This window comes from Clostridium yunnanense, assembly GCF_016595795.1.
Taxonomy (GTDB): Bacteria; Bacillota; Clostridia; order Clostridiales; family Clostridiaceae; genus Clostridium_AR; species Clostridium_AR yunnanense.
This window is the reverse complement of record NZ_JAENHN010000071.1, coordinates 110133-126262: the sequence shown is the minus strand read 5'-3', so window position 1 is coordinate 126262 and position 16130 is coordinate 110133. Positions and strand designations below refer to the sequence as shown.

Sequence of the window (16130 nt, the reverse complement as noted above, 5' to 3'; positions counted from 1 at the left end):
GGTTTTTTATATCTGTCTTCCCAAATCACTATTCTATTTTTGTGTTTAAGCACTAAATCAAACTTAACTTTCATCCTCCACAGTTGGGAGATTAATTATAAACTTGGTTCCTTGTCCGAGTTCACTTTCTATTCCTATATTTCCTCCATGGAGTTCTATAACCTTTTTAGTAATAGCCATACCTAAACCACTTCCACCATCGGACCTTCTAGCACTATCTCCTCTCGTAAATTCATTAAAGATAGTCTTTCTGACTTCTTCTGATATTCCAATTCCATCATCTTCTATAGACATAGTTATCTTATCTTCTTCTTTTATCAGAAAGAAGTTTAAAGATGTGCCGGGAGGATTATACTTCAGTGCATTTATTATTATATTTGATATAGCACGGTACAGTTCATCTCTATCAAAGCTATATTTTATATACTCTTCTCTTACGTCTACATTATAATTAAAATTGCACTTTTCAAAGTCTGGAATAAATCCTATTATGCTTTCCCTAAAGAAATTAGCTAAATCCCCTTCTATAAGGTTAAGTTTATAGGACGGAGCATCCATTTTTGAAAAAGTAAATAATTCATCTATTAAGTAGTTCATCCTATTAGATTTTTCATATATATAATTTAAGTACTTTTTCTTTTTTTCTTCATCTACAACAAGTCCATCATTTAAAGCTCTTGCATAGCCCTGAATAGAAGTTATTGGTGTTTTTAAATCATGAGAGATATCAGCTATAATCATTCGCTTACTTTCCTCTGCAAGTTTTTTCTCAGCCTCTGCCTCTTGTATTCTTTTAGACATGTCATTAAGTGCATCTCTTATCATAGCAAGCTCACTATCCGCCTTACACTTAATTCTATAATCATATTCACCAGTACTTATTGTTTGTATACCTTTCACTATATGTTTAATTGGATTGCTTATTTGCTTCGCAACTATTTTACTAAGTATAAACATTATAATTAAAAGTATAAGAGCTGCGCCACTAAAGATCGAAGTTGTAAACATCTCTATTTCCTTTTCAAGCGGAGAGCCACTCAGTTGCCCTCCAAAGGTCATATCACCACTTTTCGGTGGAAACTTAACAAGACAGATATAGCTTTTCCCATCCTGCCCTTTAAAAGCTGCTGCTGAGTATGTTACTCTGTTAAAATCAAAGCTTGACTTCAGATCTGTGGAAGTATAGTTAATAAGCTGTTCTTCCGTATATTCATTTATATTATCCTTCTTTTCTCCTTTTACAAAAACAACTTTATTATCATTTAGTATCTCTACCCATCCACCACTTTTTTCTATGTAAGTAGAATCAATATTTTTGTAATCACTGCATACAATAGCCTTTGCTGTAGACTTTGGAAAATCATTTTCATTATGTCTTCTTGCTGAAAATAGTGTAAAAAAAGCAAGTGCTATTATAAGAGTAAAAAGAAGAACTATGGTTACAACTCCAAATATAAAATATCCTAGCATTATTTTTAGGTATATACTCTTAGGTTTTCTTTTCCTCTTAATTGTTTTCATCTAGTCCACCTTTGACTTTCCAGTAAACTTGTACCCTAATCCTCTCACAGTCTTTAGATATTCTGGTTTTTTAGGATTATCTTCAATCTTATCTCTAAGATTACTTATATGAACCATTATTGTATTGTCATCACCGTAGTATACTTCTTCCCATACAGTTTCAAATATTTGTTTCTTAGTAAATACCTTATCAATATTTTTTATAAAAAGACTAAGTATTTTGTATTCAGTTGAAGTAAGCTCTAAAAGCTTTCCACCTTTAAAAGCCTCGCAGCTTCCTTCATCAAGTTCAATATCCCCATACACTATTCTTTCAGCCTTCAGCCCATTATTACTATCCCCTTTTAAAAGGTAATACCTTCTAAGTTGTGCTTGAACTCTAGCAATTAGTTCAAGTGGATTGAATGGTTTAGTTACATAATCATCTGCGCCTAGTCCTAATCCTAGTATCTTATCACTAAAATCACTTTTTGCAGATATCAATATTATTGGGATATTAAGTTTTTCCCTGGCCTTTTTTATAAGCTGATATCCATCAATACCAGGCATCATTATATCGAATATGGCCAAATCAATATTTTTTTCACACATGATATTCCATGCATCTATTCCGTTGAAACATTTTATTATGTTGTAGTCTTCCTTCTCAAGATAAAGTTCAACCAATTCAACTATCTCAACTTCATCATCAGCAATTAATATGTTCTTTGCCATAAATACCCCCAAATTAGCTTTATAGTAATGTAATTTAATTACTACTATACATTTTTTTCTAGTTATAAGAAATATTATAATTTAATGAGGTCTTAGGCACAAGAAAAATTTGCTCCACCTAAAGGTGAAGCAAAATATCTATAATTTATTATAATCTTTTCAGATAAAATTATGCTTTTATCCACAAGTTGTCATTGGATTATTTTAAATAGACTTCCTATTACTCATAACTTAGTATCTCAACTACATTTAACTTTGCAGCCCTACCTGCTGGTATTATACCCGCAAAGAAGGCTACAACAACTGATACTCCAAGTGCTATTAAAACATTATTAATATTTAAAGTTAAGGTTAATGTACTAGATACTGACTTCATATATAAGTTTATTCCATATATTGCAGCTGAGGATGATAAGCATCCAACAAGGCCTCCTAGTAGTCCTAAAACTAAACATTGAAATATAAATATATAACGTATTTGATTCTTTGAAGCTCCCACAGCCTTCATAACTCCAATGGATTTTTTCTTTTCTTGAATGGTCATTGTCATGGTATTTATAAGTCCTAAACTTGCAACTAAAAGTACGATAATACCAGCTACCGAAAGTATACTCTTTACAACCTTAGTCATAGAATTTACCATATCTAGCATCTCTACCATGTTAGACGCAGAATAACCTAAATCTTTTCTAACCTTATCTGTGATAGGCTTTACACTGTCTTCATTCTTAGCCTTCAGAGCTACACCTGAATACCCTTTTTCACTTAAGTAGTTATCTTTATCTTCATAATACCCTTGAATTTTATTTACTAGGTAATCAGAGGTTAAGATTTCATTTCCAAAATCACTTTTACCTTTAGCTATACCAACAATCTTTCCATCAATAGAATAAGGTTTCTTAATCTCAACTCCATTGATCTTAGGGAACTCAACTTTTAGTGTTATTTTTTTACCTATAACTGATTGATAATCTGTTATTCCTATCTTACTTAGGTACTTTTCACCAACAATAATATCATCATTTTTCCCAGAAAGCTCACTACCATAAGCTACGTTATCGTCTGTTTTATAATCAAAATCAAAAGATACTCCCACTATATTTGTGCTCTTCTTCTTTATACTACTGTTTCCTTCAATATCAACAGCAGTTATTTGTGAGTTGAGATAGGCATAAAGCTTATCCACTCCATCTAGCTTTGACATTTTTGTTAATGCATCTTTATCAATTTTCTTAAACTTATCTTCTTTCTTTTCAGGAGTAGTTGAGGTACTACTTGTTCCTGTATTCACGGTAACATTTATCGGAGAAGATGCCTTATCATATTTCTCTGGTTGTACACCAATCTGCTTCGTATCTCCAAAACTTAAAAATAGATTAGAAGCTCCTTTATTTATAGAATCTCCTACCCCCATCATAGTAACCATTAAAAAACTTCCTACGGATAAAGCTACTACAGTTAAAACAGTTCTTATCTTTCTTTTTCTTATATCATTTACTGCCATTGAAAAACCATCTGATAGTTTCATTTATCTTTCCTCCTAACCCTTAAGTGCATCGATAGGATCTAATCTTGATGCTCTCATAGCTGGGTATAATCCTGCGAGTACTGCAATAACAATAGAGAAACCTAAAGTAGCCCCTATCAGCCATAGCGGTATACTAAAATTCAAACTCATACTTATAGCCTTAGCTTTTAAATAAGCTTCCAATCCAAACTCTACTATCTTAAATATTCCGAGACTTAGAACAATACCAGTAATTCCACCTAAGAAGCCTATAGTTCCCGATTGAACTAAGAATATATTTCTTATACTCAAATTGTTTGCTCCTACGGATTTCATTACTCCAATACTTCTAGTTCTTTCATATATTGCCATTACCATCGTATTTACTATACCTAAGGCAGCAACAAATAATACTATTATTCCAAGCACTGATAACGCCAAGCTGATGTTGTCAAAAGCTTTAGTTATCTCTTTTATCATATCTTGATTAGAGATTGCTTGGTATCCTTCTGCAAGTACTTCATTTTTTACCTTTTCAACATTCTTAATATTATCAGCTGAAATCTGAACAGAACTAAAACCTTTTTCCTTTTCGTAGTTTTCTTCTAAGGTGGTTAAACCTATTATCTCAGCTGCATCTTTAGAGGAAGTTATTATACTGTTTCCAGGTAATAACTTTTTATTTACAACTCCTACAATCTTCAGATTCTTCTCTACAGGTTTTATAGAAATTCCTTTAGCTTTATCAACTATTATGGATATATTTTTACCTACAGCTTCTTCAGCTTTGCTAAAACCTAAAGGAGAAAGCATATCTTCACTTATAATTGCTTCTGCTTTAGAGTTCTTGTTTAACATGCTCCCACTTACTATAGTTTTTAGATTATCATCCTTTTCAACCTTCTTCTTATTTTCTACTTCATCTTCGAAGAATATTGAGTGATTTAAATCAAAGCCTTGTACGCTAAAAGTACCTTCCTTTGTACTGTCATTTATTTTAAGCTTTTCAACCATAGTTGTCATAGATGCTTTTAATTCTTTAACACCGCTTATGGCACTGAACTTATCTAACATGCTGCTATCAATCTTTTTAAAATTCTTTTCATTCCATTCTTCATAGTCTGCAGCATTATCTAATTCTTCTGCATCCTTCTTTATAGAAGATACAGTAATAACCTTAGAGCTTAACTCTCCATTCATAGCATCAACTATAAAATTCTTTAAAGTGAAACCAAGTCCTACCATTATAAGTACTAACATTGTTCCGATGGCTATACCTAGTGAAGTTAAAAAGGTTCTTCCTTTTCTTCTTTTCAGGTCCTGGAGGGCCATGCCTATATTGTCCCTAAATCGCATTTTCTATTCCCCTTTCAGTGACCAAATCATCAGTTATAACGCCATCCATAATCTTTATCATTCTCTTTGCCTTTTGAGCCTCAACCTGATTGTGGGTAACCATTATTATTGTGTAGCCTTTATCATTTAACTCTTGGAACAAGTTCATTATATTTTCACCAGTTTTAGAATCTAGGTTACCAGTAGGTTCATCAGCAAAGATAATCTGAGGATTATTTACTATAGCTCTAGCAATAGAAACTCTCTGTCTCTGACCACCGGACATCTCAGTAGGTTTATGCTTAACCTTGTCCTTTAATCCTACAAGCTCTAAAGCTTTAAGAGCTCTCTCTTTTCTCTCCTTCTTTCCTACTCCAGAAAATATAAGAGGCATCATAACATTTTCTAAGGCAGTTTGAGTGTTCTCTAAGTTAAAGGCCTGAAATACAAATCCGATTTTCTCATTTCTGTATTTAGCCATATCTCTATCCTTAAGCTTTGCAATATCCTTACCATCAACCTCTATACTTCCCTTAGTTGGAGTATCCAGTCCCCCTACAAGATGCATCAAAGTTGATTTACCTGATCCTGATGGTCCAACTATAGCTACAAACTCACCATCTTCAATATTAAAAGACACTTTATTTAAAGCTATTACTTTTTCCTTTCCCATCCTATAAACCTTTGATAATTCCTTTATTTCAATCATCTTTATCCTCCCAAAACCATTATTACTTTTAGTAGCAATCATTATTTCAACGTTTATCTACATTATTAATTGTAACCACTTTTGTTTAAGCGGTTATTAATACTATCTTAAGATTACCTTAAGATTGGGTTGTGGATTAGATAATATGAAAAAATAAAGCCTACCTCTGCAATTAAATATTCCAAAGGTAAGCTTTCAATCTTATTTATTCAAAAATACTCTTTAGTTGTATAGATAGACTCTCAAGAATATTGGATTTAACCAAATCATCTTAAAAATAAATTTGTGGTTCCCAATACACTCCATTTAAAACTATATTAATTTTTTTGGTATCTCCATTGGGTAACTTTCAAGTAAGCCCATCAAATAATCTTTCTCTTCTTTTACATTGTTACCTCTCACTGCAGAATTTATATTATGCAGTGTTTATTTATTGCTTATATGATTGATATTTATATATGCTATATTGAAAATCACAATATATTTAATTTTATGGAGTTAGTTTACCTAGTCTTATGCATTTAGATACTATTGGTTTTCTAACAGATATCCAAAGAATTCTTCATGTAGTGCACAATCATATTTTAACGATTGCCCATTATCCTCATCGATTAAATCAACTTTAAATTTATCTGCCACCTCATCTCCATCTATTATCCTATCCCAACCACCTTACTCCTTCGTTCCATTAGCACAACGTCATGCCACATACCATTTGGCATCTTAGCAATCCTTTCTCTTATACCAATTTCTCTGAATCCACATTTCTTATGCATTTCTATACTTTTAATGTTTTCTCTGATAATAGCACAATATAATGTCCAGATTCCTTTTTCTTCTGACTGCTCTACTATTCTTTTTAAAAGGTTTGTGCCTATAGCGTTGCCCCTATATTTCTCCCCTACATAAATACTTACTTCTACTACTCCTGAATAACATTCTCTAGTAGAAGTTGGACTCAATGCAACCCAACCTAATACCTTGTCATCTAAACGAGCAACCAATCTACAGGAGTCAACATGTCCTCTATCCCACGCATTCCAAGCTGGTGCCTCACTTTGAAAGGTTGCTATTCCTGTGTTAATTCCTTCTAAATAAATATCCTTAACCTGTTCCCAATCCGATGGCTTCATCTCTTCTATACTATATTTCATTTATACTCTCCTTCTAATAAAGACAAGCAACTTTATATAGAGAGTCACTTGTCTTTATAATATATATTACTTTTTATATTTATAGATACATTTCATTTGGAACTGGTTTATCTATACTTCTCACCATAAGCTACAAAAATACTTATGCTTGCACTTTCACATCCACAACTTGAGGTTGCACAACAATTTCCACCTACACAATCAACAAATACATTGGATAAGCCTGCTTCTACAAACCAATCTTCAATATCTTTTCGATCAAATCCCATCCATCTATCATGCTGTTCAGTTCTTAAAAACTCATGATTATGCTGATCTAAATCTGTAATAACAAGTTTTCCAGAAGGTTTTAGTATTCTTACCATTTCTTTAATTGCTGTAAATGGATCTTCTACGTGATGTAGGTACATATTTGCCATTGTATAATCTACTGTATCATCATCAATTGGTAATCTCTCCGCATCACCTTGTCGATATTCTACTTGATTAAAGGAATTAAATTTCTGTTTCATCTCCTCAAGCATCTCATAAGATTGATCAACAGCTATTACCTTTAAACCCTTTTGTAAAAGCCCTTCTGTTATAAAGCCTGTTCCCGCTCCAATATCTGCCGCTAATTCTTCTTCTTTTACATTCGCTACCTCATAAGCCTTATCTCTTACGGATTCTGAGAAAAACTCTTGTCTCATGTTATCCCATTCTTTAGCTACTTCTTTAAAATAAACTTTACTACTCACCCATACCCCTCCCATATATTCTTAATCTATTATTCACAGCAATTACTTTTGTCGATTGCTTCAAGAAGAATATCAATACTTTCCAAAACTTGCTGTCTTTTATCAGAAGGTATTGTTTCATAAACTTTTGCGAAGTATAAATTCATTTCTTCTTCAATCCCTTGATAAATATCATTACCTTTATCAGTAAGTGATATAGTTACGTATCTTCTATCTTGTGGATCAATATCTCTCTTTACAAGCTCGTTTGCTACAAGATTATTTACCGTCCTGCTCATAGTGCTATTCTCTAAATTTAATAATTCTGCTAGCTTATTTAGAGCAATGCCTTTTGCACGACCAATCTCTACTAAAGCATGACACTGTGACATTGTTATTTTACAACACGAATACCCATTATCTTGTAAAATTCCAAGCTTTCTTTCAAGCATTCTTATCAGTTCTCTTAACTTCTTTGGATCATCCATAAAAACCATATTCAATCACTCCTTGCAATTATTGTATCACACAATAGTTGCAACATACAACTATCATTTTCATAACATACCATATTTTTTAACGCATCTGCCTTTACGAATGTATATGAGAAAAATCTATTGAAATATCTAGGTTTCGCCAACTCAAAAATCATATATTTTCTTTTACGACAAAGAAAGACCGCAGTCTCCCACAGTCTTTCTTCATTAACTTATATTAAATTTCAGGCATAAATCTATTTTTCTATATAGTTTATAACATGCTTTACCACAAGGTTTATACTTCCATCACCATTACGCTGTATTTCAAATCTTTGAGGATCATTATAGGCTTCTTCCGTCAAATATAAATCTATATCTTTATCAATCTTAAGCCTTACCCTTTTGAGCTTTTTCTCTACCCATTGCTTATCTACTGCTATTTCCTCGTCTAACCCTTGAGCAGATACAAATTGGTTGAAGCTTTCCTTAACTTGAGGCTCTTCTTTAAAAAGCTCATGAGATAGTTCTTGCACATTTATTGTATCTTCTTCTTTTAGCTTACTTTTAATAGTGCTTCTTATCTTCTCTGCTTTATCCGCATCTTCATTCACATTATTCCTCGTCCATGCTTCTGCAGCCTTTACAAAGGTTTTAGTCATATCTCTCTCATTGGTAACAATTGAGCAGCCTAGATAATTATTTATAAAGTAATTTGCTCCATATTCTTCCTCTTCTTTTGACTTCTTTTGCTTATCTATAACCATTAGATTAATTGTATGCTCTTCTCTTAATGGTTTTATAAATGCACACTTTTGAAGTCTTGAGCTGCTTGCAGGAAGACCTGAAGCCTGTTCTATTATATCAATTCCAATCTTATCTTCAATAAAATCTATCTTATGAGTAAAATTTCTTACATAATCCATCTTCATAATTGCAAGCATTGGTCCTTGATCTGTGGAAATAGCTACAACTATAAGGTCACAGGATGGGATGTTCACATTGCCCTTCATTACAGCAAACATCTGTCTTGCAAGTTCCTTAGAAATAGACACAATATCTGAGTTAATTCCATCTAGATAGTCTTGAGAAACTTCTTTTACTATATTTCTTTCTGGATTAAATACAGCATATTTAAGCTCTTCATCCTTAAAAGCTCTTTCAATATGTCTGTATAAAAATTTGTATGTATCTTCGTTTAGTTCTAACCTATATTCATTTAATATAGGTTCATCCCCATTTGTATCCAATATATGAATTACAGCCTCTACGATACTAATGTCATTTACGTACTCCATCTACTCACCTCTGGCACTAATTTTTCTTTACCACCTTCGGATTGAATAAAAAGCAAATATTCACAAATTCTTGATTAGGAACAAAAATTAGTTGAGCCTTATCATTTCCTTCTGTAACTACGGCTACATAAACTCTATCTTTATTTCCTTCCGGTATTGCATTTATTATCTTCGAAGGTTTGTTATTTAATGCCTTATACTCATCACTTTCATAAGGCGCTAAAAGTGAAACTTCCTTCATGTTAAAGGACATCTTCTTCTTTCTTGTTGTTGTTTCATATATAACATCAACATCAACTTCTCCATTGGTTATTACATACTCAAATTCAAGATAGAAGAATCGTTTCACATAAAAAAGTATACCTGCAATCACAACAAGTAGCAACCCTAATATAAGGTTTCCAGTAAACAAAGAAAGTACCGCAAGTACACCTATTATGTACATAACCATTTTTGCTACCTTATATTTTCCTGGATTTTGTGCTCTGACTAATTGTTCCTTAAATTGATCCATATAACATCCCCCTCAACCATTGTTTTTCCATTATGGAATACCTTAATGATATCATTATAGCATAAAATGTAATCCTTTCCGTAAGGATTTTCATTTTAGTTACTTTGACTAAAATAAGCTTAAGTTCTTATATATTTCGTACAATACAGTAAAAAAATGGCTTTATAAAAAACTAATAAATTTAAAGATTGAACTTTGCAAGCACTTTGATAAACTATTATTAGAGATAAACTAAGGTTTATATTAAATCTTAAATACATTTTATATAACTTAAAGAAACTTGGAGGATACTATGCAAGAATTAGAAACAAGAATTTTAGATATTGATGTTGAAGAAATCAAAAATAAAATAACTGCTCTTGGAGGATATAAAGTTAAAGATGAAGATCAAGTAAATAAGATTTTCGATTTTCCAGACAGAAGACTATTATCAGCTAAAGGCTACGCTAGAGTTAGAACTATTGACGACAAGCTTAACAACAAAATAGTTTATTTTATGACCACTAAAAAGATGCTATCTCAAGAAAAATATAAAGTAATGGAAGAAAACGAAATAATAGTTGACGACGGTGATACTGCAGAAAAGCTATTTAATGCTCTAGGACTAACTTTAGTTGAAACTATAAAAAAATCTCGAGAAAGCTATAAATACAAAAACACATTAGTTGAAATAGATATCAACGACAAAAACTTCTGTCCTTTCCCTTACATAGAGATAGAAACAGCTTATGAAGATGAATTACAAGAAGTTGTTGAAGCTCTAGGCTACACAATGTCAGACACTACCTCAAAGACAATCTACGAGATACTAGAAGAAAGAGGCCTTGCTAAAGGAGATCAGAAAGGACTTTAAGAAAGCATACTAATTATCTTCGAAACTCATAGAATATATGTTAACACTACTTAATCTTTAGTTATATACGCTGTTACGTATTAAATTTAGATATTACTACAGGAGATGCTATATGATCTAACAGTTAGAATTAAATGATTTTTGGAGATTGAATAGCGTTAAGAAACTTTATTGTCTGAACGTAGTGAGTTATAAAGTTTTAGCTATTAAATCGTAAAAAATCATATTAATTCTTTGTGAAGATCATTCGAGCATTGGATGTAGAAATATCTAAATTTTAAGTTATGTTTAATATCACGTATAAAATTTAGGTAGTGCTACGGAAGATACATATGCGCAAGTAACTAGAATTAAATGATTTACGGAAATGAAATGACGTTAGGAAACTGTATTGTCTGAGCAAAGCGAGTTATACAGTTTTAGTCATTTCATTGGAGTAAATCATATTAATTCTTTACGAAGCTCATCAAGTATAGGAAGTAGCACTTCCTAAATTTTTATACATATTCACATAACTAAAAAGGACAGGCAAACGCCTGTCCTTTGATATGTTATAATTAGTTATTGAAATATCTTTCTAATAAACCCTTGAAAGCTTTTCCATGTCTAGCTTCATCTTTACACATTTCATGAACTGTGTCATGGATTGCATCGTAGTTTAATTGTTTAGCTAATGTAGCCAATTCTTTCTTACCAGCAGTTGCGCCGTATTCAGCTTCTACTCTAGCTTCAAGATTCTTCTTAGTATCAGCAACTACAACTTCTCCTAATAATTCAGCAAACTTTGCAGCATGTTCAGCTTCTTCGAAAGCTATTCTCTTATATGCTTCAGCAACTTCTGGGAATCCTTCTCTATCAGCTTGTCTGCTCATTGCAAGATACATACCAACTTCTGTACATTCTCCAGTGAAGTTAGCTCTTAAGCCTTCTAATACTCTTTCATCAACGCCTTGAGCAACTCCGATTCTGTGCTCATCAGCCCATACTAGTTCTCCGCTTTGTTCATTGAATTTTGATGCTGGCGCTCCACATACTGGGCATTTCTCTGGAGCAGCTTCTCCCTCATAAACATATCCACATATTGTACATATAAACTTCTTCATTCCTAAATCCTCCTCTTAAATCATATATATTAATTTCATTTGATAACTTGTTAGCGTTTCTACAATTCATATTATATAATAGTTATTATTACTTGTAAAGACTTTTTTTAGAAAATTTTTCATTAAATAATACTTTGACCCCTTATAACAAGCAAAAATACCGAGGATATCGCTCTAAACCTCGGTATTTATAAGACTTCTATAATTATATATATTTTGTTTTCTACATAATTATTCATGATATATGTTATCAGTTGATAATAATTCCTTTATTAAACAATACTAAAATTGTCTATTCTAATTATAGTTTCAATCAAATCTATCTATGAAGTTCTTCATTAAATTAATTAAATTTATACTATATTTAATATTATTTATAATCAACTTTCCTACATAAATAAAATCCTTCACAACTCTCGTTTATTAAAAATATAACCATATGATTTTAGTTTACATATTAAAATGCTAACTAGTATCATTTTAATATTACTATTGAAATTTAGGTGTTACTAACGGAGATGCTCTATGAGCAAGCAACTAGAATTAAATGACTTATGAAGATAAGATAGCGTTAATCAACTGTATTGTCCGAACGTAGTGAGTTATACAGTTGTAGCTATCTTATTGGAATAAGTCATATTAATTCTCTGCGAAGCTCATTCAAGCATTGGAGATAGTGACACCAAAATTTCAGCACGCATTTAAAAATACTAGTTGATAAACTGTTTCTCTTTAAATTCTTGTGGAGTTATTCCCGTTACACTCTTAAAAGCTTTTGTAAACTGCTTTGAATCTGAATATCCCACAGCTTCAGCAACCTCATAAACCTTAAGTTCTTGCTCTTTCAAAAGTTCTTGAGCTTTTTTAACTCTTATGTTCCTTAAATAATTTATAAAATTTTCTCCAGTATGTTCTTTAAATACCTGTGAGAAGTAACTGTAATTAACAGATACTACATTTGATACTACAGTAAGTGATAAATTTTTAGAATAATTGTTATTTATATACTCGATCGCTTTTCCTATAAAGCTCTTATCACACAAGGCTCTTCTCATCTCGAAAAGCAGCTCGTCAACATAAAGCACTAATTCTTTAAGTTCATAATAAAACTCTCTATAGTTATTAAAATTTAAGATACTACTTACAAACTCAAGCTTATTCTTTAACTCTAAATTACTATTCAATTGCTGCTGCACATAACGATTTATGCTTTTTAACAGTTTTTCATTTGACCTTTCAAGGTAGACAATTCCTTGCTCTCTCACCACTTCTTCAGCATAAATTGCCTGAAGAAGTTCAATCATCTTGTCCCTTCTTTTAGTTCCAATTAAATTAATAAGCTTCTCAACAACTTCATTTCGCACAAAGTTTTTACTCTTTTCCAAAACATATTCATAGGTTGTAAGTTGTTTATTTTCTTTATATATTAAATTGCTTTTTAGAGCTAGTATAGCATTCTTATATCCCAATCTAAACTGATTAAAATCAATCAAATTATTGCTTACTCCACAGCAGAAACCATACTTTTTATTGTCATTAATCCAATTTCTTATATCTGTTATTGCATTGATATCACTATAAATGATATTTAGATTTCCTTGATTATCTACAAATGCAGATATTTTTTCTTGTTGCCTCATAACTGCATTTAGTAGCTCATCATACTTTTCATTTCTTTCTTGTTCAGGAATCATCATCAAATCTTTATTAAATAAAACAGCTAAATAATAAGAACTCTCATCAATTCCCTGACAAAGCTTTCCTAGTTCCTCTTTTACAGTTTCATCACTAACTCTTTCATTTAAAAGTATTATATTAAACCTATTGCTAATGTCATTAACCAGCTCAATATTTATCTTATTTATATCTTCCATAGCTTGATTATATTCTTTTTCTATTTTCTCTATAGATTCATATAACTCATTCTTTTTTATTGGCTTTAATAGATAGTCTTTTGCACCATATCTTAGTGCTTCTACTGCATAATTAAAGTCATCATACCCACTGAGAATTAGTGTTGGTATTCTTAACTCTTCATTATTTAATCTTTTTAAAAACTCTATTCCATCACATTCAGGCATTCTTATATCAGTGATTACAAAAAATATATCTTCACTTTTTACTTTTTCTAATGCATCAATTCCATTTGAACATAAAATAGTTTCATATTTCTCTTCGTATTTTCTTTTAATTATGGATTCAAGTCCGTTTCGTATAAACTTCTCATCATCAACTATCAAAACCTTTTTCAAATAGCCTCTCCACCTTACCTTGGTAATTTTAATATTATCCTTGTAAAATAATTTTTTCTACTGACAATATCAATGCCGTAATGTTCACCATAATAAATTTTGATTCTTTCATTTACATTTTTCATTCCAAGTCCATGTTTTGTGTTTTGTTCATTGCTATCCAAAAACTCTTTTAATTCTGCAAGAGTATCATCTTCTATACCACAGCCATTATCTATAATAGTTATATATGTGTATTTTTCATCTTCCTTACCTTCTATAACTATTGTTCCATCTTCTTTAACAAGTTTCTTAATCAACCCATGTTTTACTGAATTTTCAACCAACGGTTGAAGTGATAACTTAAGTACCTCTTTGTCCATTAGTTTTTCTTCTATATTGATCTTTAAGTTTATATTATGCTCAAATCTTATGGCCATCAATGCGATATAATTTTTTATATGGTTTATTTCTTCAAAAAGTGGCACATAATCCCTGTCCCATTTCATATTATATCTCATCATTTCACCAAGACTTGCTAAAGAATCTGATACAGTATAGTTCTCTTCTATTTCTGCCATCATTCTTATGTTTTCCAGTGTGTTATATAAAAAATGTGCATCTAATTGATTTTTTAAAGCTTTCAATTCAGCTTCTTTAGTTACAGTTTTTTTGTCTATGCTATCTTTTATTAGTACATTTATTTTATTTACTAGCTGCCTAAAATGATGGGCTAAAAGGCCAATCTCATCATTACTATAGACAGGTATGTCTACATCTAGATCTCCCCCACGAACTCGTTTTAGGGATTTTATAATAATATATAATCTCCTTAAGATTATATTGGTTATGTAATATACTATTAGAGAAAGCATTCCAATTAGAAGCATTGTTCCTATTACAAGTAAATTTCTGGTGTATTTTATGCTCCCATTTATCTTATCTAGAGCTATTATACTCACAAGATAAGTATTTTCTAATGGGGCTTCCTTATACACTACAGTATATTCTGTAAATCCATCCTTAAAAGAAAACATTCCACTATCATTCTTAACTGTATCTTCAAAAGTCGTGAAGAACTTTTTTTTATTAAATCTTGTATTCTGCTCAAAGGCATTGTCTACATTTCCATACATCTTTCCATTTTTATTTACTAACAGCATTTCACTACTATCGTCATTTGGATTTTCAAACATCTTTGGAAAAAAAACCTTTGAAAGCATGTCTATTCTTATAATACCTATATGCTTGTCTTCCGGATATCTTAATTCTCTATTTAGCGAAACTACTAAATTAGGTTCCCCTTCATTTGTTGCTACAGCCTTACTGATATCGTTATCATAATGATTTATATCCCAATATACTCTATTTTTATTTTCAAGTGTCTTTTCATACCAGGTGTTGTTTTTCACTCTATTTTCTCTATATATTAAAGGCCACAATTCATTTACTACATAACCATTATCAGTAAATATATTTATTGATTTTAACATAGAATTGTTATACTGCAGATTCATAATTTCCTTTTTAGTAGTGATATTAAAATTTACTAACTCCTCAACAGTAAACTCTTCACTACCTCCAATATATGCCAGCATATCTTTATTATTCATTAAAACTTGAGCAACATTTCCCATTATATCTATATTTCTATCTACATTTGCACATTCAGCTTCTAGCTTGTATCTATTTTGTTTAAGCACATCTTCTAAATTTTTCTTTTGAATCACTTTAAAGGATATAGTTGCTACTGCCAATATAGGTATAGCTATTATACTTATGTAGGAAATGAGAAATTTTTTTATAAGAGTCGTATTATTGAACTTATCTAAAAGTTTTTTTATCATTCTATCCCCCCATCTAAAGGTTTTCATACTTAACAAAAAATCTATAAGCTTGCTTCTCATTGATTTAGTCCTAATTTTTTTCGTTGGAGAGATTAAAAAATCTTTCATTTTGATTATACCATATTTCTTTCAATATTTGAATTTATTTGAAA

Annotated in this window: 14 protein-coding genes; 1 reads left to right on the top strand and 13 read right to left on the bottom strand. The window is 31.1% G+C overall.

Features of this window, described 5'->3' with window-relative positions:
* Window positions 1-63: 63 nt before the first annotated feature.
* The 10 genes from JHL18_RS25515 to JHL18_RS25470 form a co-directional block, all read right to left on the bottom strand.
* The gene (locus tag JHL18_RS25515; RefSeq protein ID WP_200274585.1) at window positions 64-1521 is read right to left on the bottom strand and encodes a HAMP domain-containing sensor histidine kinase; all 1458 of its coding nucleotides are present in this window, start codon (window positions 1519-1521) and stop codon (window positions 64-66) included.
* Window positions 1522-2235, bottom strand: coding sequence for a response regulator transcription factor (locus tag JHL18_RS25510; protein ID WP_200274583.1), 714 nt, complete (start codon window positions 2233-2235; stop codon window positions 1522-1524).
* A 220-nt stretch (window positions 2236-2455) separates the two neighbouring features.
* Window positions 2456-3763: an ABC transporter permease gene (locus JHL18_RS25505; protein ID WP_200274582.1), complete on the bottom strand. Its 1308-nt coding sequence runs from the start codon at window positions 3761-3763 to the stop codon at window positions 2456-2458.
* Window positions 3764-3775: 12 nt separating this feature from the next.
* Window positions 3776-5098 carry an ABC transporter permease gene (locus tag JHL18_RS25500; RefSeq protein WP_200274580.1) on the bottom strand — a complete coding sequence of 441 codons (1323 nt, stop codon included), beginning with the start codon at window positions 5096-5098 and terminating at the stop codon, window positions 3776-3778.
* A complete protein-coding gene (locus tag JHL18_RS25495; protein WP_200274578.1) occupies window positions 5088-5786 on the bottom strand; it encodes an ABC transporter ATP-binding protein in 699 nt (232 codons plus the stop codon). Before JHL18_RS25495 ends, JHL18_RS25500 begins: the two co-directional genes overlap by 11 nt.
* A 653-nt stretch (window positions 5787-6439) precedes the next feature.
* Window positions 6440-6940, bottom strand: coding sequence for a GNAT family N-acetyltransferase (locus tag JHL18_RS25490; RefSeq protein WP_200274576.1), 501 nt, complete (start codon window positions 6938-6940; stop codon window positions 6440-6442).
* Between the two features lie 107 nt (window positions 6941-7047).
* Complete coding sequence (locus tag JHL18_RS25485; protein WP_338025509.1) at window positions 7048-7677, bottom strand: class I SAM-dependent methyltransferase; 630 nt, start codon at window positions 7675-7677, stop codon at window positions 7048-7050.
* 29 nt (window positions 7678-7706) lie between these two features.
* The gene (locus JHL18_RS25480; RefSeq protein ID WP_200274572.1) at window positions 7707-8153 is read right to left on the bottom strand and encodes a MarR family winged helix-turn-helix transcriptional regulator; all 447 of its coding nucleotides are present in this window, start codon (window positions 8151-8153) and stop codon (window positions 7707-7709) included.
* A 236-nt stretch (window positions 8154-8389) separates the two neighbouring features.
* Entirely contained in the window at window positions 8390-9430 is a 1041-nt protein-coding gene (locus tag JHL18_RS25475) for a nucleoid-associated protein (RefSeq protein WP_200274569.1), read from the bottom strand.
* 16 nt (window positions 9431-9446) lie between these two features.
* Entirely contained in the window at window positions 9447-9944 is a 498-nt protein-coding gene (locus JHL18_RS25470) for a DUF6106 family protein (RefSeq protein WP_200274567.1), read from the bottom strand.
* A gap of 292 nt (window positions 9945-10236) precedes the next feature.
* Between JHL18_RS25470 and JHL18_RS25465 the strand changes: the two genes are divergently transcribed.
* Window positions 10237-10797: a class IV adenylate cyclase gene (locus JHL18_RS25465; protein ID WP_200274565.1), complete on the top strand. Its 561-nt coding sequence runs from the start codon at window positions 10237-10239 to the stop codon at window positions 10795-10797.
* 557 nt (window positions 10798-11354) lie between these two features.
* Here the strand turns inward: JHL18_RS25465 and JHL18_RS25460 are convergent.
* The 3 genes from JHL18_RS25460 to JHL18_RS25450 form a co-directional block, all read right to left on the bottom strand.
* Window positions 11355-11900: an NADH peroxidase gene (locus JHL18_RS25460; RefSeq protein ID WP_200274563.1), complete on the bottom strand. Its 546-nt coding sequence runs from the start codon at window positions 11898-11900 to the stop codon at window positions 11355-11357.
* A 710-nt stretch (window positions 11901-12610) separates the two neighbouring features.
* Window positions 12611-14152: a response regulator transcription factor gene (locus tag JHL18_RS25455; RefSeq protein ID WP_200274561.1), complete on the bottom strand. Its 1542-nt coding sequence runs from the start codon at window positions 14150-14152 to the stop codon at window positions 12611-12613.
* 14 nt (window positions 14153-14166) lie between these two features.
* A complete protein-coding gene (locus JHL18_RS25450; RefSeq protein WP_200274559.1) occupies window positions 14167-15978 on the bottom strand; it encodes a cache domain-containing sensor histidine kinase in 1812 nt (603 codons plus the stop codon).
* Window positions 15979-16130 lie beyond the last annotated feature (152 nt).

Coding starts and splice junctions, on each gene's coding strand:
- JHL18_RS25480 (WP_200274572.1), bottom strand. CDS start 8,153: ATGGTTTTTATGGATGATCCAAAGAAGTTAAGAGAACTGATAAGAATG.
- JHL18_RS25490 (WP_200274576.1), bottom strand. CDS start 6,940: ATGAAATATAGTATAGAAGAGATGAAGCCATCGGATTGGGAACAGGTT.
- JHL18_RS25515 (WP_200274585.1), bottom strand. CDS start 1,521: ATGAAAACAATTAAGAGGAAAAGAAAACCTAAGAGTATATACCTAAAA.
- JHL18_RS25475 (WP_200274569.1), bottom strand. CDS start 9,430: ATGGAGTACGTAAATGACATTAGTATCGTAGAGGCTGTAATTCATATA.
- JHL18_RS25460 (WP_200274563.1), bottom strand. CDS start 11,900: ATGAAGAAGTTTATATGTACAATATGTGGATATGTTTATGAGGGAGAA.
- JHL18_RS25470 (WP_200274567.1), bottom strand. CDS start 9,944: ATGGATCAATTTAAGGAACAATTAGTCAGAGCACAAAATCCAGGAAAA.
- JHL18_RS25510 (WP_200274583.1), bottom strand. CDS start 2,235: ATGGCAAAGAACATATTAATTGCTGATGATGAAGTTGAGATAGTTGAA.
- JHL18_RS25465 (WP_200274565.1), top strand. CDS start 10,237: ATGCAAGAATTAGAAACAAGAATTTTAGATATTGATGTTGAAGAAATC.
- JHL18_RS25495 (WP_200274578.1), bottom strand. CDS start 5,786: ATGATTGAAATAAAGGAATTATCAAAGGTTTATAGGATGGGAAAGGAA.
- JHL18_RS25500 (WP_200274580.1), bottom strand. CDS start 5,098: ATGCGATTTAGGGACAATATAGGCATGGCCCTCCAGGACCTGAAAAGA.
- JHL18_RS25450 (WP_200274559.1), bottom strand. CDS start 15,978: ATGATAAAAAAACTTTTAGATAAGTTCAATAATACGACTCTTATAAAA.
- JHL18_RS25505 (WP_200274582.1), bottom strand. CDS start 3,763: ATGAAACTATCAGATGGTTTTTCAATGGCAGTAAATGATATAAGAAAA.